The following is a 19,424-nucleotide window of genomic DNA, read 5'->3' as shown; positions in this document are numbered from 1 at the left end:
AGCCGGCTTCAGTCGCCCTCGAGAGAGGTCGCTCCGGTCGCCGCCGCACGCTCGTGATCGTAGCCGACGATCAGATTCGCGTAACCGAGACCGACGGCGATGACGATTCCGGCGGCGATCTGGACTCCGAAGCCGACGGTACCGGTCGGGTTCAGGACGGGCGCCAGCGGCGCCGCCCCGAACATGGCGCCCAGAGCCGCGACGAGATAGAGCGCACGGACCGGATACGAGAGTTCGTGAGCGCCGTCGAAGCCGATCGTCACGACGACGAGTGCGGTCGTCCCAGCGAGGACGAGCGGCAACGCGATCAGCGTTTCGGGCAGCGACCAGTAGATGAGGCTGTTGTTCGTGATAAACGCGAACGGAATGACGAATCCCGGTGCGCCGATCCGAAGCGCTTGAACGCACGACCGCGGGAAGCTCGCGTCGGCGATACTCGAGCCGATCGCGACGGCGACTGCGACCGGCGGCGTGATCGCCGACAGCATCGCGAAGTAGAACACGAACATGTGGGCGGTGATCCTCGGCACGCCGACGGCGATGACGCTGGGAACGATCAGCATCGCGACGAGGATGTACGCTGCCGGCGTAGGCATCCCGAGTCCGAAGAGGATGCTCGCGATCATGGCCATCACAAGCAGGAAGAAGAGCACGCCGCCGGCGATGGAGACCATCTGCTGGCTCAGTGCCCCAGAGAGGCCGGTCCCCTGAACCATCCGGAGGATGATTCCCAGCGAGCCCAGAATACCGACAAGCGGGGCCATCTCGACGGCGCCCTGTTTGAAGCCGTCTAGCGTCTGTCTGGTCGTCCCGAGAACGTTCCAGACGACATCGCCGGCGGAGACGGTGCTGGTGTCGGCTTGGACGCTCCCGTCCGCGTACTCCACGCCGAAGACGCCGACCAGGATGTTTCGGACGTACATCACGCCGACGATGGTCGCGACCGTGTACAACCCCGCTGCAAGCGGCGTGTACCGGAGAACGACGAGCGTGTACATCAACACGGCCAGCGGGATCGCGAAGTGCAGCCCGGAGAGCAGGACGGTGTAGTCGAACGGCTCGATATCGTCGGTCGTCCAGCCAAACTTGAGGACGAGCAGGTAGACCGCGACGCCGACGCTGATGTAGAACAGCGCCGCGGGGATGATCCCGGCGCGGATGATCCGCAAGTAGGACACATTGAGGATGTCGGCCATCAGGAACGCCGCGACGCCCATCACCGGCGGGAGCATCTGTCCGCCGCTCGAGGCCACCGCCTCGATGGCGGCCGCGAAGTCCTCGCGGATGCCCTGATCTTTGATCATCGGAATGGTGAAGCTGCCGGTCGTTGCGGTGTTGGCCGCCGCGCTGCCGGTGATCGATCCCATGATCATGCTCGCGACGACGGCGATCTGGACGACGCCGGTCCGGAGGCTCGTCCCCATCTCGCGGCCGACACCGAGGACGTAGTCGAGCGCGCCGTACGCCTTCGCGATGCCGGCGAACATGATGAAGATCGCGACCCACGTCGAGCCGATGCGCAGAATGAAGCTGTACGTCCCCATGAGCCCGATCGCACTCTCGCGGGCGATCCGACTGATACTCATTCCGCTGTGGTGGAAGATACCGGGTAGTAGCGGGCCGACGAAAGCGTAGACCAGCGAGAACACGACGACGGACGTGAAGAGATAGCCGAACGCCCGCCGGGTCGCGTCGGTCACGACGAAGATTATCAACAGCCCGACCAGAATGTCGAGGGTCGAGTATCCGACCGTGTAGGCGGACTGCAGGCGGCCGAAGTGGAAGTGAACGTAGCCGGTCGCGAACAGCGACGCGAGCGCGATGACGACCGCCAATGCCGCGAGGAGCCGAGCGCCGTTTCGGCGAACCAGCGGCGAGTCGGGAACCAGCCTGCTGAGCACTCTCCCCGCGAAGGGATCGTCGACGAGATACTCCCGCGCTTCCATGAAGTAGTAGAGAGCCAGCCCGATACCGAGGAAGACGTTCGCGTACTTGATCGGCTCAGCGAACCGTAGCGTGCGCGCGTAGTCGATGGTCAACACCGTGAGTGCGACGCCGAAGACGTAGATCAGCCCGGTCAGTACGTCCACGACGGTGACCTCCCGAGGCGAGGGGAGCCGGTGGCGGATACGGTCGCGAAGGTTAACAGTGCTCATACCTGCGCCTCGCTATTCGTCACCGCGAACGTACTCGTCGCTCCAGACGCCGATCTCCTCGTAGAAGTCGGCCGCAGCCGGATGGAAGGGGAACTCGTCGTACATCCGCGTGGTCCACCACTCGTCGTCCATGTAGTAACTGAGGTACGGGTGGTCCTCTTTCATCTCCTCGCGGTGCTCGTGCATCGTCTCGAGGAAGTCGTAGACGTGGTCGTACTCGAGATCGCTGCGGACGACGAAGTTATACGGGATGTTGATCCCCATCGCCTCCTCAGGCGCGTGCGCGTATCCGTCGAACTTGGTCATATCGACCGGTTCGACCGGAACGCCCTCTTTGCTCTCGAGTTCGCTGACGGCGCTGTCGGGCCACTCGAGAACGCGGGTGTCGACGGTCTGTTTCATTTCCTGAATCCACGACGCCTCGAAGTCGAAGTTGGAGATCGTGATCGCGCCGACGTCGAGCTGACCTTCCTGCATCGCTCCGGCCTGCTCGCCGTAGCTGACGCTAATCTGCTCGTAATCGTCGACGACTGTATCGAGCGCTTCGGAGAGGGTCTCACGCGTTCCCGACGCGCCCGGTGTCGGTGATATCCGAGCGCCGGATTCGACGTCTGCGAGCGAGGTCCAGTCGTTGTTCGTCACGAACAACCACGGCAGGTCGTTGTAATGGAAAATCTGCTGAGGCGTGTAACTGAGATCGCCGTACGGTTCTTGACCGTTCAGGATCTTCTGAGCGGAGCGGTGCTGGATCATCCCGATGTCGGCCTCGCCCCGACCGAGTCGACCGATATTGTCCTCGGTTCCCTCGCTCGGCTGTGCTTCGACCGTGATCTGTTCGGCGTGTTTGTCCACCGTTGCAGCGATTCCCTGACTGGCCGCGTACGTTCCGGTTTCCGACGCTGCGGTGACGATCGTCAGATTCGAGCCGTCGCTTCCCTCACCGAGACTCTTGTCCAGGGAATTGAGGCAGCCCGCCATCGCAGCCGTAGTACCGACTCCGGCTGCGAGGAACGTGCGACGGTTCGTGAACTCTTGCATGCGGTTGCTGTCATCTACCATGATATGAATCCCTCTGACGAGGGGTAATAACGCTAACGATGGAAGGCAAACGGCGAAATGAACTTCCAATTGAAAATTAAAGCGGACGAATGCTGTACAGAAATTCTGAGGGGTCACTCGAACGGCGAGACGTCGATTTGGCCTCGCTCGTTCGACCCGGCGACCGACGGCTGAATCTCCGATCGAATTCGGTTAATCGCCGTTACGCGGGAAAGAAGGAGAAGCCCATCTCGGTTTCGCTACGAGTCCGCTGACGCGTTCTCCTCGAAACTATACTCGGAACGGTCGACAGTGCGATTGATCGAGGGGCGACGTAGATACTGCGGTCTAGATACAAACTGGGCACCCTCGGACTCGATCGTCGTTACGGCCAACGTCAGTGACAGGGGAATAATAGCAGATTCCGCGTCAGCTATTCCCTACCTTGTGCGGCTGACGCGACCGCGGCCGGCGATCGGCCCATATAGGAGATCGCGAATCCGCCGAGTGCGAGGACCGCTGCGGCCACCTGTACCATGATCGCCATGCTATCGCCGAGGACGTAGCTCAGCGCGGGCGCGTACATCGCCGTGAACGAGAGGACGAGGTAGACGAATCGCCGCGGCAGGCTGAGCACGTTCCAGCCGTCGTAGCCGATCGTGACGGCCGTCAGCGCGACGACGCCGACGAAGACGGCGAACGTGGCGATCGGCGTGGCCGTCAGCGACCAGTTCACGAGGCTGTCGTTGGCGACCAGCGCGAACGGGATGAGGAAGCCGGCCGCGCCGATGCGCAGCGCCTGTTTCGCGGCGGACATGAAGCCGCTGTCGGCGATGCGCGAGCCGACGGCGACCGCCACCGCGACCGGCGGCGTGATCGCCGACAGCATCGCGAAGTAGAACACGAACAGGTGAGCCGTGATCTCGGCGACGCCGAGGTCCTGCAGCGGCGCGGTCAGCAGCGTCGCCACCAGGATGTACGCCGCTGGCGTCGGCATCCCTAACCCGAACAGAATGCTGGTGATCATCGCCAGTATGAGGACGACGAGCAACACGCCGCCGCCCAGCGACACCATCCGGACGCTAATCTCGGAGGTGAGTCCGGTCTGGGTGAACATCGAGATGATGACCCCCATCGCGGCCAGGACGCCCACCAGCGGCGTCATGTCGAGCGCGCCGTCTTTGAAGCCCTTGAGCGTCGTATATCCCGTCAGTGCGAACTTCCGGACCGCTTCCTCGGGATAGCTCGAGGACCGCTCGTCGGCGCTGGATTCGCCGTCGGTTTCGTCCGACCCGCGAACCGCCCGACCGAGGACGAGCGCTTGGTCGCGAACGATCATCGTTCCGACGAGCGCCAGGATGGTGTAGAGCCCGGCGGCCATCGGCGAGAGCCGCTGGACGACCAGCGTCACCAGCAGGACACCCATAGGGATGCCGAAGTGCGCGCCGCCGAAGAACGAGCGGACGGCGCCGAAGAATTCGTCGGTGACGCTCTCGCCGCTGGTCGCCGCGACCGCCTGCAACAAGCGGACGACGGCGAGCGTCAGGCCCGTGGCGGCCGCCGTCACGAGCACGAGCGCGCCTTCCATGCGGAGGAAATAGAAGCCGGCGCCGGCGAGCGCGAAGTAGAACACCGACGTCATCGTCTCGAGGCTGAACAACGAGCCGAGGATGCCGCCCTCGTTGACTCGCTCGGTCGTCCAGCCGAACCGGAGGACGGCGAACTGGACGGCGATGCCGGCGCTGAAGTAGAACAGGACGGCGGGAATGAGCGCCGCCTGGATGATTCGGACGTAGGAGACGCCGATGATGTCGGCCATCAGGAAGGCGGCGACACCCATCACCGGCGGCATGATCTGTCCCCCGGAGGAGGCGACGCTCTCGATGGCAGCGGCGTAGTCCTTGCGGACGCCCTGGCGTTTCATCATCGGGATCGTGAAGGAACCGGTTGTCGCGGTGTTGGCCGCCGCGCTACCGGTGATCGACCCCATCGCCATGCTCGAGATGACGGCGATGTGGACCACACCGCTTCGCAGATTGTTGCCGAGCTTCTCTCCCAGGCCGAGGATGAAGTCGAGCGCACCGTAGGCGCGGGCGAGCCCAGCGAACATGATGAAGACGGCGACCCAGGTGGCCCCGACCTCCATGATGAAGCTGAACGCGCCGGAGATGCGCATCGCACCGAACGTAACGATATCGGTCAGCGAGAAACCCGGGTGCGCGAGGAAACCGGGCATCGACTCACCGTAGAGCGCGTACAGCACCGACGCCAGCGCGACCAGCGAGATCGACCAGCCGTACGCGCGACGGGTCGCGTCGATGGTTAGCGCGATTACCACGAGGCCGACGTAGAGATCGGTGTTGTTGAACCCGAAGACGATGGCGTCCTGGGACAGCCGCATGTAGTTACTGTACGTGTAATAGCCCGCAGCCAATCCCGCGACGGCCGAGACGACGCAGACGACGGCATCGATTCGCCGAATCAGGCCGAACTGGCGGTCGCTCATCCAGTCCGTCATGCGGCTTCGGGCGCTCGCGTCCGTCGGGTTCTCGATCAGCGCGAGCGACTGCGAGAGGTAGTAGAGGCAGATGCCGACGCCGAAGAACAGGACCGCGAACTTGATCCGGACGATCGGACGGACGTAGGCGAAATAGAGCGTCCCGGTGGTCAGTGCGATGCCCATCGCGGTGATGACGGCGACCAGTAGCTGTTCGATAGATGGTCGTTGCCGGAACGCGGCAAACGCCTCTCTGGGTTGTGGTACGTCGGGCTCTGTCGAAGTTTCGCTCATGATGTGGTGAAACGATGGAGACTGTGGACGGTGGTCGGTTGTGCTCTCGCGCTGTGGTTCGTCTTACTCGCCGACCTCGTACTCGTCGTTCCAGACGCCCTTCTCCTGGTAGAACTCCGCGGCGGCGGGGTGGAACGGCAGGGTCGTGTAGCTGTTTTTCATCCAGTGGTCGCCCTCGGCCATCGAGCCGAGGAGCGCGTTCTCTTCGCCCAGACCCTCGCGCTGCTCCCACAGCGTGTTGAGGAACGTCTTCAGCGTCTCGCCGCTGAAGTCGTCGCGGACGACGAAGTTGTACGACAGGCCCGGCGTGTTCAGCGTGTCGGGCGCGTACTCGTAGTTGTCGAGTCCGGTCGTGTCGACCGAGTTCATGATGACGGCGGGGTCCTCTTCGAGCTCCGAGACGGCGTCGTCGGGCCACTGGAGCAGACGCAGGCCGACCGTTCCTTTCATTTGCTGGAGCCACCCCGGCTCGACGCTGCCGTTGATGAACGTCCCCGCACCGGCGTCGAGGCGGCCTTCGCTCATGGCACCGCCCTGGCTACCGTAGTCGATGCTGACGCGCTCGTAGCCTTCCGTGACGAAGCTCAGCGCGTACTCGAGCATCTCGGCGGTCCCGGAGCCACTCGGGGTCGGCGAGATGCGGTCACCCGATCCGATGTCGGCGATGCTCGTCCAGTCGTCGTTGGCGGTACAGAGGAACCACGCGAGGTCGTACAGGTGGAACACCTGATACGGCGTGTAGTCGAGATCGCCGAAGGGGTCTTCCCCGTTCGCGACCTTGCTCGCCGTCCAGTTCTGGATGTACGAGATGTCGGACTGGTCGCGCTGGAGGCGACCGATGTTGGCGTTCGTGCCCTCGCTCGGCCGGGCCTGCACCTCGAGGTCGGAGTTCTGGGACACCGCGTTGGCGATGACCTGGCTCATGGAGTAGGCCGCGGTCGTCTCCGAGGACGTGGTCATGATCATCTCGCCGTCCTCACCCGGCACCGATCCCCCGTTACCGCCGGAGGTGCTCGAGTTCTCGAAACAGCCGGCGAGGGACGTGAGGCCGACTGCACCGATGCTGCCTTTCAGAAACGTTCGCCGACGGCTGCCGCTGTTGTCATGGCTTCCAGACATAGAAACTCCGTTCACAGTAACCCATGATAAACTCTTTCATCCAAGGTAACTGTTCCCGCCCTGCCGAAATGGGGCTTGAGACGCGCTGTAATCGCTATTTAGAGCATATTCTCTGACAAAATATATGTAAATTGACTACCATAGTGAAGGATGTTTTTCACTAACGGCGACAGGGACCCGTCGTGCCGTCCTTACGTTGACACCGAGTCGTTGCCGTGGCCCGCCACGATAGCATCTTGGCTGTCGTCCGGACCACACGTGAACACCCCACGGGTGCTCAGCACGGCTCCTCGTCTCGGCGTAGTGGTTGGTTATGTTACAACCTGTATCGCAACGCCTATTGTGCCATTCGAATAGGTCTAGGTATGCTGGATTTCGTTCAGCTCGAGGAAGATCTCGACCAGGAAGAGCGGATGATCCGGGATACGGCCCGGGAGTTCGTCGAAGAGCACGTCAAACCCGACATCGGCGAACACTTCGAGAACGGGACGTTCCCGAAAGAGCTCATTCCCAAGATGGGCGAACTCGGCTTCTACGCCCCGAACCTGGAGGGCTACGGCTCGCCGAACGTCTCCGAGACGGCCTACGGGCTTCTGATGCAGGAACTCGAGGCCGGTGACTCGGGGCTCCGCTCGATGGCGTCGGTCCAGGGCGCGCTCGTCATGTACCCGATCCACGCTTACGGGAGCGAGGAACAGAAAGAGGAGTGGCTGCCGGACATGGGAGAGGGCAAGGCGATCGGCTGCTTCGGCCTCACGGAACCCGAACACGGCTCGAACCCGTCGGCGATGGAGACCCGCGCCGAGCGTGACGGCGACGGCTACGTCCTGAACGGCTCGAAGACGTGGATTACGAACTCGCCGATCGCCGACGTCGCGATCGTCTGGGCGCGCGACCAGTCGGCCGAGGACTCGCCGGTGCGGGGCTTCCTCGTCGAGACCGACCGCGACGGCGTCTCGACGAACAAGATCACGGAGAAGCTCTCGCTGCGCGCCTCGATCACGGGCGAGATCGGTCTCAACAACGTGTACGTCCCCGAGGAGAACGTCCTCCCCGGCGTCTCCGGTATGAAGGGCCCGCTGTCGTGTCTCACCCAGGCCCGCTACGGTATCGCCTGGGGCGCGATCGGCGCGGCGCGTGACTGTTTCGAAGAGGCCCGCCAGTACGCCCAGGACCGCGACCAGTTCGGCGGCCCGATCGGTCGGTTCCAGCTCCAGCAGCGCAAGCTCGCGGAGATGGGGACCCAGATCACGCTTGCCCAGCTTCTGGCACACCGCCTCGCCGAGCTCAAAGAGCGCGGCGAGATGCGACCACAGCACGTCTCGATGTCGAAGCGAAACAACGTCCGAATGGCCCGCAATCAGGCGCGGGTCGCTCGCGAGATGCTCGGCGGCAACGGCATCACGACCGACTACTCGCCGATGCGCCACATGGCCAACATGGAGACGGTCTACACCTACGAGGGTACCCACGACATCCACACGCTCGTCCTCGGCGAGGAGTTCACCGGGCTGCAGGCGTACCAGTAACGAGCGGCCGACGGTTCGCTACTCTTTTTCTCGCTGTCGGCTCGAGCACGGGAGAGCCGTTCCGACTGTCAATACGACCGTCCCATCTTCCGGAACATTAATTGCGTCCTACGAACAGCATCGAGTATGGACACGGATCGAGACGAATCCGAGACCGATCGGGGCGGCGTCTCGACGACGCGGAAGACGTTCGCACTCCTCGAGGCGCTCAAAGCCGAGGAGGGGATCACGATCGCGGAGCTCACCCAGCGAACCGATCTCCCCAAGAGTACCGTTTACCGCCACTTGCAGACGCTTACCGACCTCGGCTACGTGATCGAGCGCGACGGCCAGTACTACGTCGGCTTTCGCTTCGTCGAACTCGGCGAACAGGCACGCTCCCGGAAGGTGGGATACACGGCTGCCAAACGAGCGGTGTTCGAACTGGGTCAGGAGACCGACGAGCGCGCCGTCTTCATCGTCGAAGAGGACAACGAAGCCGTCTACGTCCACCGATACGGGAGCCTCTCGAACACGATGATCGGCCAGCGCCGGCCGCTTCACTCGATGGCTTCGGGCAAGATCATTCTCGCGGAGTGGGACGACGACGCGGTCGCCGACTACGTCGACGATGTGGGTCTCGAAGCGATCTCGCCGAACACGATCACGGACGCCGACACGCTGTTCGACGAACTCGACGTGATTCGCGACCGCGGATACGCGGTCAACAATCAGGAACACATGGACGGCCTCCGGGGCGTCGCCGTCCCCGTCTACACGCCGGACGACGAGTTCCTCGGCGCGCTGGCCGCGTTCGGGCCAACCAGCCGATTCACCGACGACTACGTTCACGACGACCTCCCGACTCGCCTTCGTGACAAGGCCGGCGAGATCAGAGTGACGCTCGCGTACGGCTGACGGGATTGCTGGCCGCTCCTTTCGAACGACGTCCGTCGTCTACCGCTGCCCCGACCGTTTCGCCGATCGAAACGACATCGGACGGATCGATGTCTGCGCGCGATCCGTCGGCGGAAACATCTTCATTCGGGACGATCCGTTCGGCATGTGGGCGAGAAGTTTCGCTGAACGAAATTGAGATCGATCGTCTCCGAAATTTCTTTCCCGGATCCGTCGCATTTCCGTACAATGAACGAGCGATCTACGGGACCGGGACCGGACCCGAAAGTACTGCGTCTCATCCGAAAGTACGACCTCGAGGGCGTCGGCGACGAACTCGAGGAGCGGTGGACCCGTCCCGAGGACCGAACGAGCCTGCGAACGCTCGCCGACGCGTTCAACGAACGACTCCTTCGGGCCGCACTGGCCGACGCCGACGTCGAGACGATTACCGACGACGTCAGTCGGCTGTACGCGCTGCTCGACGGCGACGCGGGTAGCCGCGGCGAACAGACCGCGGCCCGCCGTCGGCTCGAGCGAGCGGGGCTCGACGTCGAGACGCTGACGGACGACTTCGTCTCCTACGGGGCGATCAGGTCGTACCTTACTGGCCACCGAAACGCGTCGCTCCCGGATACGGACGACGACAGCCGGGAGACGGACTCGCAAGCCATCGAGGGGCTCCGGCAGCGGACGGTCGCCGTCACCGAGAGCAAACTCGACCGACTGTGCGACACCGATCGGCTGCGGCTCGGCTCCCATCGGGTCCTCGCCGACGTGCAGGTCCTCTGTGAGGAGTGCGGCCGGCAGTACGACGTGGCGGCACTGCTCGAGAGTGGTGCCTGCGAGTGTTACGACTCGTAACGTCCGCCCTCGAGTACGCCGACGTACTCGTCCGAAAGCCGTAACAACCGTACTGTTGTCATGCGTTCCTCTTCCGTCCCGTTCGTCGTTCTGATTCTTTCAGTGATATACCCCTAGTAGTATCGTATAACGATGTAATTGGTCTATTTGATAATCGCTCCGACCAGTGAACTGATACAGTGACCAGTGGGACCATAAATAATTCAACGAAATTGGTGGTAAACACTCCTTCAGACGGTATATTTGCAGTAACACACGGCGAGAAGGGTTATTTTGCGTGCTCGATCCCGCGTTTCTGATCCAACTCGCTCGAGATCGGGACTACAACTCCAGAGTACGGCACTTGACGTTGCTGGGTCTGAATTGCCGGGCGTTCGCTGATCTCGCTAATTCTAATATTGGAAGTAACATATACTCGGAAACCTCAGTTCGGTATACATTCTGTGCTCGTGCTCTCGTGTTACGACCGTACCGAACACGCGCCGACGAACCGGTCGTCTCGGAGGTGCGATCATCGGACGCATAGCCACGGTCGCCTGTCGGACCGACCTCGGCCCGCCCGCGTCGGCGAGCGGGCAGTCCGACGTGTCGCTGACCGCGAGCGGTACCTCGAGTTCTACCGACTGTTGATTTCGTGCCGACGCCGGCAAGCGGATCGGCTACTTCTTGGGGATGAGTAGCATCCAACACTGCCATAATCCGCAAGTAGCACTCCTAACCCTCGCAAACCCGTGCTAGATTCTATGATAAACGCAATCGGACACGACACGCGGTTCGATTTGCCGGGTACCACCGGGTTACGGGCCACGTTTTTCAGCTTCTGGTTCATCGATCTCGTCGCCACGGTCCTGTTCTTTGTGGTCCCATATGCTACCGAAATAAATCCCGTCACGGTCTTTCTCCACGACATTTTCGGTCTCGCCGGTGTCGTTCTCGCCGCCCTCATCTATGCCGGATTCGTGATCGGTATCGGCTACGTCCTCTCGAAACCGTTCGACATAGCCTTCGTGACCACCGTCGTCGTCCTCTATGCGCTCTTTGCGAGTAACAACGTCGTACTCCTATTGTCTCGCGAACCGTTACTGGCTCCGGTCTTGCCCTGACCGAGACGGCCCGTCTCGAGACGATCGCCACCGGCATCCGATCCACGCGTCGAGGAGAAAAAACAAAGCGCGTCGATCGCGAACAGACGGTCATGACCGCGTCACTCGTCGCGTTCGTCGGCTCGTACACGGGCGACGGCGCGACAGGACTCTCGAGTTAGCACATCGACCGGAACGAAGCGGTTCACTGCGACGTCGCCGCTGCGGAGAACCCGTCGTTTCTGGCCCTCCACCCCGATCGGGACGTTCTGTACGCGGTTTCCGAGACGGCCGACGGAGCCGTCGTCTCGTTCGAATTCGATCGGGAAACCGGCTCCCGCGAGCGGCTGAACCGGCAGCCGAGCGGCGACGCTGGCCCCTGTCACCTCGCCGTCGACGCGAGCGGCAGCTTCGTTCTCGTTGCTCATTATACGGGCGGCAGCGTCGCCGCCCTCCCGATCGAGGCCGATGGCCGTCTCGGAACGCCGACGGACGTAGCCGAACACGCGGGCTCGAGCGTTCACCCGGAGTGGCAAACGGGTCCACATCCCCACTCGGTCGTTCCCGGACCCGACGACCGGACCGTCTTCGTCCCCGATCTCGGCATCGATCGCGTCGAACGCTACGAACTCGACCGGGAACGCGGGACGCTCGATCCGGCTCTCGGTCCGACGATCGAAATCCACGACGGCGCTGGACCGCGCCACCTCGCGTTCGCCCCCGACGGGAGTGTCGGCTACCTCAGCAACGAACTGGACTCGACGCTGACCGTCCTCGAGTGTGACGTCGAGACGGTCCGGACGACGGTCGGCGCGCCGGACCACCGGGCGGCGGCTCTGCAGGCGGCCCGCGAGTCCCAGACGCTCCTCGAGAATCGCGACGCCTTGCCGCTCTCGGACGATCTCGACGAGATCCTCGTCGCAGGGCCGACCGCGGACTCCCTGCGCAACCAGTACGGCGGGTGGAGCGTTCAGGAGCCGAAGTCGACGGCCGGAACGACGGTACTGGACGGGATCAGGGCACACGTCTCCGACGGAACGACCGTCCGGTACGAGCTCGGGTCGACCGTTCGGGACCGGCGAGATCTCGATGCGGTCGCGGACGCGGCGGCCGACGCGGACGCGGCGGTCGTCGGCGTCGGCGAGGGCTGGTACTACCACGAGTTCGGCCCGAAGCGGAAGCGGCTCGGCGGCCCGACGGGAAGCTTTCCGACCCGATCGCAACTCGAGTTGCCGGACGCCCAGCGCGAACTGCTCGAGACGGTCCACGAAACCGGAACGCCGTTGACAGTCGTAACGATCGCGGGTCGACCGCTAGCGCTGTCCTGGACCGCCGATAACGCCGATGCGCTGCTCTACTCGTACTATCCGGGAAGCGAAGGCGGCGAAGCTATCGCGGACGTGCTGTTCGGCGAGTACAATCCGTCGGGCCGACTGCCGATCAGCGTTCCGCGGTCGTCGGGGCATCTGCCGACGACGTTCAACCACTTCGCTCATCCGACGCCGATCGGTGCCGACGAACACCCCGGCACGTACGACCCCCGCTACGAGTTCGGTCACGGCGAGAGCTACACCGAGTTTTCGGTTTCCGACCTGTCGGTGGACGCGTCGCGGATCGGTCCCGCCGAATCGATCACTGCGTCGATCACCGTGGAAAACGTCGGCGACCGGTCGGGAACCCGAGCAGTAGACTGCTTCTTGCGGGACGAGGTGAGTTCGCGAGTCCGACCCGTCCGCGAACACGTCGGCTTCGCGCGGGTCCACCTCGAGCCCGGCGAGTCGATCACCGTCGACGTGACGGTTCCCACCGATGCGCTCGCCGTGACCAACTCCCGAAGCCGAACGAGGGTCGAACCCGGCACGTTCGAACTCTCCTGTGAGGAGCGTTCGACGACGGTCACCGTCAAGCGCTCCGGCGAGCGCCGCTAACCGGCGACTGTCACTCGAATTACGCCACTCCGTTCAGCGGCCACTCGTCGTGGCCGAGTCACCGAGGAGAGAGGGAGTCAGCGGCTCGATGATCGATCGACTTGTGTTCCGACTCAGTCGGCGTGCGAAAAATGACGTTCTATTTGTGTGTAATCACGTGAACAACGAATCGATAGACTACAATCGAGGTACCGGAAACTCCTCGAACGGAAAACACATAGCACAATTATGTGTTTGAAATTATCGAATTATTGTCGAGATTACTTCGCAGACATACGTTTTTGTCCGATCATGAAGAAGTCACAAGTATGGGTACGAAACGCTCCGTCGGGTGCTCGAGGACGCCGGGTTGACCGGCCAGCAGGCGGAGGCGTACCTGACGCTCCTCGAAGCGGGGTCGTCGCCCGTCGTCGAAATCGCCCAGCAGTCGTCGGTCTCCTCGTCTCGGATTTACGATGTCGTCCGTTCGCTGGAGGAGGAAGGCTTCGTGGAGACGCTCGAGCGCGATCGATTGCACGCTCGGCCTCGCGAACCGGTCGACGTGCTCAACCGACTGCGCCAGAAGAGCGAACTGCTCGCGGACGCCGCGGGCGAGATCGAAGACCGCTGGGAACGGCCGGATCCGCGAGAGTCACGGGTTAGCGTGCTCAAGCGGACCGAAACCGTTCTCCGAAGTACAGCGGATGCGATCGCCGAGTCGACCGTCTCCATCGCGCTGGCCGCGACGCCAGCCCAGCTCCGGGAGCTCCGACCGACGCTCGAGACGGCCGCCGAGAACGACGTGGTGATCCAGATCGCCGTCTACGACGCTGGTACCGCCGATATCCCCGATATCGAGGGCGCTCTCGAACTTCGTCGCTGCCCCATCCCGGGACCGTTTCTGGCGATCGTCGACCGTCGGTACGCGTTTTTCGCCCCGAACGTCCACAGCGACCGCTCCTACGGGATCACGATCGGCGACGAGATCCTCTCGTTCATCATGCACTGGTACTTCCGGACGTGTCTCTGAGCGCATAACGAGCGCCTCGCCCTCGACCGTGACTGGGCCCCAACGTACGTGAGCATCGAGGGGTTCGTCTACGACGCCGCGTCGCTTCTTCGCGACGGCGCGACGATGACCCTACACGTAATCGGTCGCTGGATCGAGACCGGAGAGCGAGTCGATATTCGCGGGGACCTCGTTCGGGCGACGTGGGGCGGCCAGCTCGAACCTCCGCGCGATCCCACCTACACGGACCTCGCCGGGCAGGTCACGCTCTTTCTCGAGACCGACGACGGAATCGTCTCGATCGGTGCGTGGGGTGCGCTGTTCGAGGACGTCGAGGCCGAACTCATCCAGGTCGACGGTATCGAGTTCTCGGAGCCGTGACGGCCGACGCATCGGCCGTCGGTATCCGGCTCCCTCTTCGGGACGCTGCTCGAGTGGCGGTGGAGCTCGACTTTGGATTACATTCATATCGCTGTAATCCTAGTAGGGGCGGACCGTTCGCTCGAAAACAGCTCGTTCCGCACTGACCGGCGCTCGGTCGGCGTCGCCCGATCGATTCCGACAGCCGAATCGTCGGTACCTGCTACCGTTTGGTTCACAAAGGAAAGATATAGAATTAGTCTGTTTGGATCTACTACCTATAGTTTGATAATTAATTCGATGATCGGCGATGATCGGTGTTCGCTCTCTTCCGTGCACCAGAATGCACAATTTCGCCGGCTCCAGGCATCGAAGACGGATTCCGGGATAGAGCGGTTCTCGAGGCTGACACATCGGTACTCTCGTCGATCGCGTCGCTCGATAAACGAAATACGGCCCGAAATGTTGGGATAGAGCCTGGAATGCCGACTATTGTTGATAACTATTACCATTCTAGCTATCGAAACGAACTTTGAAAAATGTCTGATTCTATGGTATAATATAGAATGGGTAGTTCTATCTATTCTGTGACTGCTACTCGCTATCTGGCTCCGGGACGGTTACTACCTCTGTTGTTAGTTTCACCACGGAAACTATGTATAGAAGGCGGTGGCATATAGTACGCATATGGTCCGATTTGGATGGTTCGCCTCGCTCGAGGAGTTCTCGCCCGCAGAGTGTCTCCGCCAAGTCGAACTCGCCGCGGAGACCGGCTTCGACACCGCGTGGGTCAACGACCACTTCCACCCCTGGTTCGACCACCTCGCGGACGGCTCGCCGGCCAACGGCGGGAACTGCTGGGCGTGGCTGCCCGCCGCGCTCGAGCGGACCGACGACCTCGTGATCGGCACCGGCGTCAGTGCCGTTATTCACCGGTATCACCCCGCCAACGTGGCCCACCAGTTGGCCACGCTGGCCGATCTCTATCCCGACCGGATCTTCCTCGGACTGGGATCGGGAGAGGCGCTCAACGAGAGCCCGCTGGGCCTGCCGATGCCCGAATTCGGCGAGTGTGCCCGACGAACCGCGGAATCGGTTCGTATAATTCGCGCGCTCTTCGAACGGGAGTTCGTCGACTACGACGGCCAGTTCTGGTCGCTCGACGAGGCGAACCTCTACACGGGTCCCGACGAGGCCCCGCCGATCTACATCGCGAGCAACGGACCGACGTTCGCCCGGATGGCCGGCGACCTCGGCGACGGCTACGTCACCGTCTACGAGTCTCCAGACCGCGTCCGGGAGGACCTGTTTCCGGCCGTCGAGCGCGGGATCGAGAAATCCGATCGCAACGAGTCGCTGTCGGACCTCGATCGCTCGATCCACCTCCACGTCTCCTACGATCCCGACAGCGAGACCGCTGCGCTCGAGCCCTGCCTCCCGTGGCGGGGGACGATGCTGGACATCTTCTTCGAAGCCGACGTCGCCGACCCGCGAACGATTCAGCGCCACGGGGACATGGTCGATCCCAATTACCTCGCCGACCGGATGACCATCACGACCGATCCCCAAGACATCATCGACGTGACGTCAGAGTACGTCGATGCCGGCTTCGATCACATCGTCTATCAGAGCCACAGCCCCGATCAAGAGGTCTTCTGCGACGTGCTCCGGACCGAAGTCTTTCCGAGTTTCTCGGGGGCGATGAACGGCGGCGTGTGACCTGCTATCCCTCTCGGAAGCGACGTGTGGGTAACTATATTCGCCCACAATTACCCCCCTTCGACGCGGCTTTGAAACCATCTCTAGTTACTATCGACGGACGAGTATGAACAGCGTTATTGTCTCCCTGTTCATTCGATCGACTACAGGCGAACTATTTCGGAAGAAATCCGAAATACAATGCCAGTAATGAATCTATGACGATGAAAGCCCAGGATAACTACCTGCTGTTCATCGACGGCGAGTTCGTTCAGGCATCGACCGAGCAATCCATGACGACCGCGGATCCGGCGACCGGTACTCCCATCGCGCAGTTCGCGGCGGCGACCAGCGCGGACGTCGATCGTGCGGTCCAGGCGGCTCGCGAGTCGCTTTCGGCGTGGCAAGCGAACTCCCCCGTCGAACGCGGTCGTATCGTGCACCGGGTCGCGGAGCTCGTTCGAGAGCACGCCGACGACCTCGCGCGAATCGAAAGTCTCGATCAGGGAAAACCCCTCGATCAGGCACGCAGCGACGTCGACGACGCGGTCCGTTACTTCGAGTATTACGCGGGCGTCGCCGACAAACTCGAGGGCAAGAGCGTCCCGAGGGGGTCGGAGACGTTCGATATGACCTGCCGCGAGCCCTACGGGGTCAGTGGGCAGATCACCCCGTGGAATTTCCCGCTGAGTATCACCGCCCGCGGAGTGGCACCCGCGCTCGTCGCCGGGAACGCGGTCGTGGTGAAACCGGCGCCGACGACACCGCTTTCCGCGTTGCACTTCGCCGAACTCTGTCGGGAAGCGGGCATTCCGGACGGAGTCGTCAACGTCGTGACCGGCGGCGCAGAACCCGGGGCCGCGCTCTCGTCGCACGACGACGTCGACCAGCTCACGTTCACCGGAAGCGTTCCCACGGGCGAGGCGGTGATGAAATCTGCCGCCGAGACGATCACTCCCGTGACGCTCGAGTTAGGCGGCAAGAATCCCGCGATCGTGATGCCCGACGCCGATCTCGACGAGGCGGCGTTCTGGGTCGCGACCGGGATCTTCACCAACGCCGGGCAGATCTGCTCGGCGGCCGATCGAGCCCTGGTTCACGAATCAGTCTACGACGAGTTCGTCGACCGACTCGTCGACCGAGCGGAGTCGTATACGCTCGACGCCGGCGTCGACGATCCGGATATGGGGCCGCTCAACCACGCCGACCACTTCGAGACCGTTCTGGACTACGTCGACACCGGCGTAACCGAAGGGGCTACCCTCGAGACCGGTGGCGAACCGCTCGACCGAGACGGCTATTTCCTTCCGCCGACGGTCTTCACCGCTGTCGAGCCGGAGATGCGAATCGCTCGGGAGGAAATCTTCGGTCCCGTGCTCTCGGTGATCCCGTTCGCCGATCGCGAGGAGGCGATCAGCATTGCGAACGACACCGAGTACGGACTCACGGGTGGCGTGTTCTCTCGAGACATCAAGCAGGCGTTGCGTCTGGCTCGCGATATCGACGCGGGGAGCGTCTACGTAAACGAGTGGTTCGGCGGTTCGATCGAAACGCCGTTCGGCGGGACGAAAAAGAGCGGGATCGGTCGCGAGAAGGGTGTCGAAGCGCTCGAATCGTATCTCCAGACGAAAAACATCTCGGTAAATCTCGACGAGAAACACCGGTAGCGTCGATCACAGTCGCTGCTCCGCAACACGTGGGCCAACTCGGAAATGGTTCAGACGGACTATAGGTCCGTTCAGTGGCTGAACGCTTCTGTAAGATGCCGCAGTCGGGTGGTTTACTCTGTATTGGGGTTCCGAGGAAAACCATGTCGAAAGACGGAAATCACGATCTCGATCTGATCGATCCGCGCACTGCGCAGGAACTGTACCTCGACCGCAAAGAGACGCAGTCGATGGAGTGGACGGTCCGCGGCCACCGCTACCGGACGAACCACTTCGTCCGTTGGTGCGACGAGACGGACATCGACAACATGAACGACCTCGCGGGGCGGGACATTCACGAGTATCGCCTCTGGCGAAAGGAGGATGGTGACCTCAACACCGTGTCACTCCAGACGCAGATGTGTACGATCCGCGTGTTTCTCCGCTGGTGCGGATCCATCGAGGCGGTTGATCCGGACCTCCACACCAAAGTGATGGTCTCGCAAGTGCCGCCGGAGGAGCAACAACGCGACGAGTTACTCGAAGCCGACCGCGCAGAGGAAATCCTCGCGTACCTCTCGGAGTTCCACTACGCGTCGATCAAACACGTCCTACTCGCGTTGCTGTGGGAGACGGGTATGCGGATCGGTGCTGCTAGGTCCATCGATCTGAAAGACATCGATCTGGAGGATCAATTTTTGACCCTCAAGCATCGACCAGAGACAGGTACCCCACTGAAGAACGGCGCTGGTGGGGAACGACTCGTAGCGATTTCATCCGATCTCGCGTACTTGCTGGAGGACTACATGGAGAACACGCGCCCCGAACAGACCGACGATTTCGGCCGCGAACCGCTGCTGACAAGTCGTCAGGTTCGCCTCTCTCAGAGTAGCGTCCGGCGGTACGTCTACGACGTCACTGCCCCCTGTTTCCGTAATCTGGAGTGCCCGGATTGTCAGCGCGGAACCCAGGCGAAGTGTTCGGAATCGGTGACGCCTCACGCTGTACGGAGAGGAAGTATCACTCACTTTCTAACAGAGGACGTCCCGACCGAAGTCGTCGGGGATCGGATGGATGTCAGCCGAAAAATCCTAGATAAGCACTACGACCGACGATCAGAGGAGGTAAAGCTAGAGCAGCGACGCTCGTATCTCGAATCTGCGGAACTAGGATCAATCAAATCAGATTATGACACAAAACATGAATGAGGATAGAGATGGCGAGGACAAGGGCAAAGAGCCCATTAGCCCCTCCAACGTCACGGAAGTAGTCTAGTTCAGTAGGTCAAGGCTGTTCACGGCCCTAAAGTTCCTAAGAGAAATCCGTATGAAGGAGTCGAGCATATCTCT

The 19,424-nt window shown here is 62.1% G+C and carries 13 protein-coding genes and 1 pseudogene; 9 read left to right on the top strand and 5 right to left on the bottom strand.

Features of this window, described 5'->3' with window-relative positions; all coding sequences use genetic code 11:
• Positions 1–8 precede the first annotated feature (8 nt).
• The 4 genes from NDO75_RS27260 to NDO75_RS27245 all read right to left on the bottom strand — a co-directional run bounded on the left by NDO75_RS27260 (position 9) and on the right by NDO75_RS27245 (position 7,104).
• Positions 9–2,156: a TRAP transporter fused permease subunit gene (locus NDO75_RS27260; protein ID WP_310909682.1), complete on the bottom strand. Its 2,148-nt coding sequence runs from the start codon at positions 2,154–2,156 to the stop codon at positions 9–11.
• 12 nt (positions 2,157–2,168) lie between these two features.
• A complete protein-coding gene (locus NDO75_RS27255) occupies positions 2,169–3,215 on the bottom strand; it encodes a TAXI family TRAP transporter solute-binding subunit (RefSeq protein ID WP_310909681.1) in 1,047 nt (348 codons plus the stop codon).
• A 412-nt stretch (positions 3,216–3,627) separates the two neighbouring features.
• On the bottom strand, positions 3,628–5,985 hold the full coding sequence (locus tag NDO75_RS27250) for a TRAP transporter fused permease subunit (protein WP_310909680.1): 2,358 nt from the start codon (positions 5,983–5,985) through the stop codon (positions 3,628–3,630).
• A 63-nt stretch (positions 5,986–6,048) separates the two neighbouring features.
• The gene (locus NDO75_RS27245) at positions 6,049–7,104 is read right to left on the bottom strand and encodes a TAXI family TRAP transporter solute-binding subunit (RefSeq protein WP_310909679.1); all 1,056 of its coding nucleotides are present in this window, start codon (positions 7,102–7,104) and stop codon (positions 6,049–6,051) included.
• Between the two features lie 365 nt (positions 7,105–7,469).
• On the opposite strand from NDO75_RS27245, the gene NDO75_RS27240 reads away from it, so the two are divergent.
• From NDO75_RS27240 to NDO75_RS27225, 4 genes are all read left to right on the top strand, one after another.
• Positions 7,470–8,633 (top strand): acyl-CoA dehydrogenase family protein, encoded by a 1,164-nt coding sequence (locus NDO75_RS27240; RefSeq protein ID WP_310909678.1) that lies wholly within the window; start codon positions 7,470–7,472, stop codon positions 8,631–8,633.
• Positions 8,634–8,759: 126 nt separating this feature from the next.
• On the top strand, positions 8,760–9,530 hold the full coding sequence (locus NDO75_RS27235; protein ID WP_310909677.1) for an IclR family transcriptional regulator: 771 nt from the start codon (positions 8,760–8,762) through the stop codon (positions 9,528–9,530).
• A 228-nt stretch (positions 9,531–9,758) separates the two neighbouring features.
• Positions 9,759–10,373 (top strand): rod-determining factor RdfA, encoded by a 615-nt coding sequence (rdfA, locus tag NDO75_RS27230; RefSeq protein WP_310909676.1) that lies wholly within the window; start codon positions 9,759–9,761, stop codon positions 10,371–10,373.
• Between the two features lie 743 nt (positions 10,374–11,116).
• Positions 11,117–11,476, top strand: coding sequence for a hypothetical protein (locus NDO75_RS27225; protein WP_310909675.1), 360 nt, complete (start codon positions 11,117–11,119; stop codon positions 11,474–11,476).
• Positions 11,477–11,577: 101 nt separating this feature from the next.
• Here NDO75_RS27225 and NDO75_RS27220 read toward each other — a convergent pair whose 3' ends face one another.
• Positions 11,578–12,279 carry a hypothetical protein gene (locus NDO75_RS27220; RefSeq protein ID WP_310909674.1) on the bottom strand — a complete coding sequence of 234 codons (702 nt, stop codon included), beginning with the start codon at positions 12,277–12,279 and terminating at the stop codon, positions 11,578–11,580.
• Here NDO75_RS27220 and NDO75_RS27215 point away from each other — a divergent pair.
• From NDO75_RS27215 to NDO75_RS27195, 5 genes and pseudogenes are all read left to right on the top strand, one after another.
• Positions 12,208–13,383 carry a glycoside hydrolase family 3 C-terminal domain-containing protein gene (locus NDO75_RS27215; protein ID WP_310909732.1) on the top strand — a complete coding sequence of 392 codons (1,176 nt, stop codon included), beginning with the start codon at positions 12,208–12,210 and terminating at the stop codon, positions 13,381–13,383. The genes NDO75_RS27220 and NDO75_RS27215 overlap by 72 nt on opposite strands.
• A 331-nt stretch (positions 13,384–13,714) precedes the next feature.
• Positions 13,715–14,752: pseudogene (locus NDO75_RS27210) on the top strand (TrmB family transcriptional regulator).
• A 666-nt stretch (positions 14,753–15,418) separates the two neighbouring features.
• On the top strand, positions 15,419–16,450 hold the full coding sequence (locus NDO75_RS27205; RefSeq protein ID WP_310909673.1) for an LLM class flavin-dependent oxidoreductase: 1,032 nt from the start codon (positions 15,419–15,421) through the stop codon (positions 16,448–16,450).
• Positions 16,451–16,647: 197 nt separating this feature from the next.
• Positions 16,648–18,096 carry an aldehyde dehydrogenase family protein gene (locus NDO75_RS27200; protein ID WP_310909672.1) on the top strand — a complete coding sequence of 483 codons (1,449 nt, stop codon included), beginning with the start codon at positions 16,648–16,650 and terminating at the stop codon, positions 18,094–18,096.
• 230 nt (positions 18,097–18,326) lie between these two features.
• Entirely contained in the window at positions 18,327–19,283 is a 957-nt protein-coding gene (locus tag NDO75_RS27195) for a site-specific integrase (RefSeq protein WP_310909671.1), read from the top strand.
• Positions 19,284–19,424: the final 141 nt, after the last annotated feature.

Origin of the sequence: Natrinema sp. 1APR25-10V2 (assembly GCF_031626495.1) — an archaeon.
Classification (GTDB): Archaea; Halobacteriota; Halobacteria; order Halobacteriales; family Natrialbaceae; genus Natrinema.
Note: the sequence above shows the minus strand (reverse complement) of the source record. Positions and strands in the feature narration are given on the sequence as shown.

Excerpts from the sequence above, each read along its gene's own strand:
- NDO75_RS27260 (WP_310909682.1), bottom strand. The coding sequence starts at position 2,156 with ATGAGCACTGTTAACCTTCGCGACCGTATCCGCCACCGGCTCCCCTCG.
- NDO75_RS27255 (WP_310909681.1), bottom strand. The coding sequence starts at position 3,215 with ATGGTAGATGACAGCAACCGCATGCAAGAGTTCACGAACCGTCGCACG.
- NDO75_RS27250 (WP_310909680.1), bottom strand. The coding sequence starts at position 5,985 with ATGAGCGAAACTTCGACAGAGCCCGACGTACCACAACCCAGAGAGGCG.
- NDO75_RS27245 (WP_310909679.1), bottom strand. The coding sequence starts at position 7,104 with ATGTCTGGAAGCCATGACAACAGCGGCAGCCGTCGGCGAACGTTTCTG.
- NDO75_RS27240 (WP_310909678.1), top strand. The coding sequence starts at position 7,470 with ATGCTGGATTTCGTTCAGCTCGAGGAAGATCTCGACCAGGAAGAGCGG.
- NDO75_RS27235 (WP_310909677.1), top strand. The coding sequence starts at position 8,760 with ATGGACACGGATCGAGACGAATCCGAGACCGATCGGGGCGGCGTCTCG.
- rdfA (WP_310909676.1), top strand. The coding sequence starts at position 9,759 with ATGAACGAGCGATCTACGGGACCGGGACCGGACCCGAAAGTACTGCGT.
- NDO75_RS27225 (WP_310909675.1), top strand. The coding sequence starts at position 11,117 with ATGATAAACGCAATCGGACACGACACGCGGTTCGATTTGCCGGGTACC.
- NDO75_RS27205 (WP_310909673.1), top strand. The coding sequence starts at position 15,419 with ATGGTCCGATTTGGATGGTTCGCCTCGCTCGAGGAGTTCTCGCCCGCA.
- NDO75_RS27200 (WP_310909672.1), top strand. The coding sequence starts at position 16,648 with ATGACGATGAAAGCCCAGGATAACTACCTGCTGTTCATCGACGGCGAG.
- NDO75_RS27195 (WP_310909671.1), top strand. The coding sequence starts at position 18,327 with ATGGAGTGGACGGTCCGCGGCCACCGCTACCGGACGAACCACTTCGTC.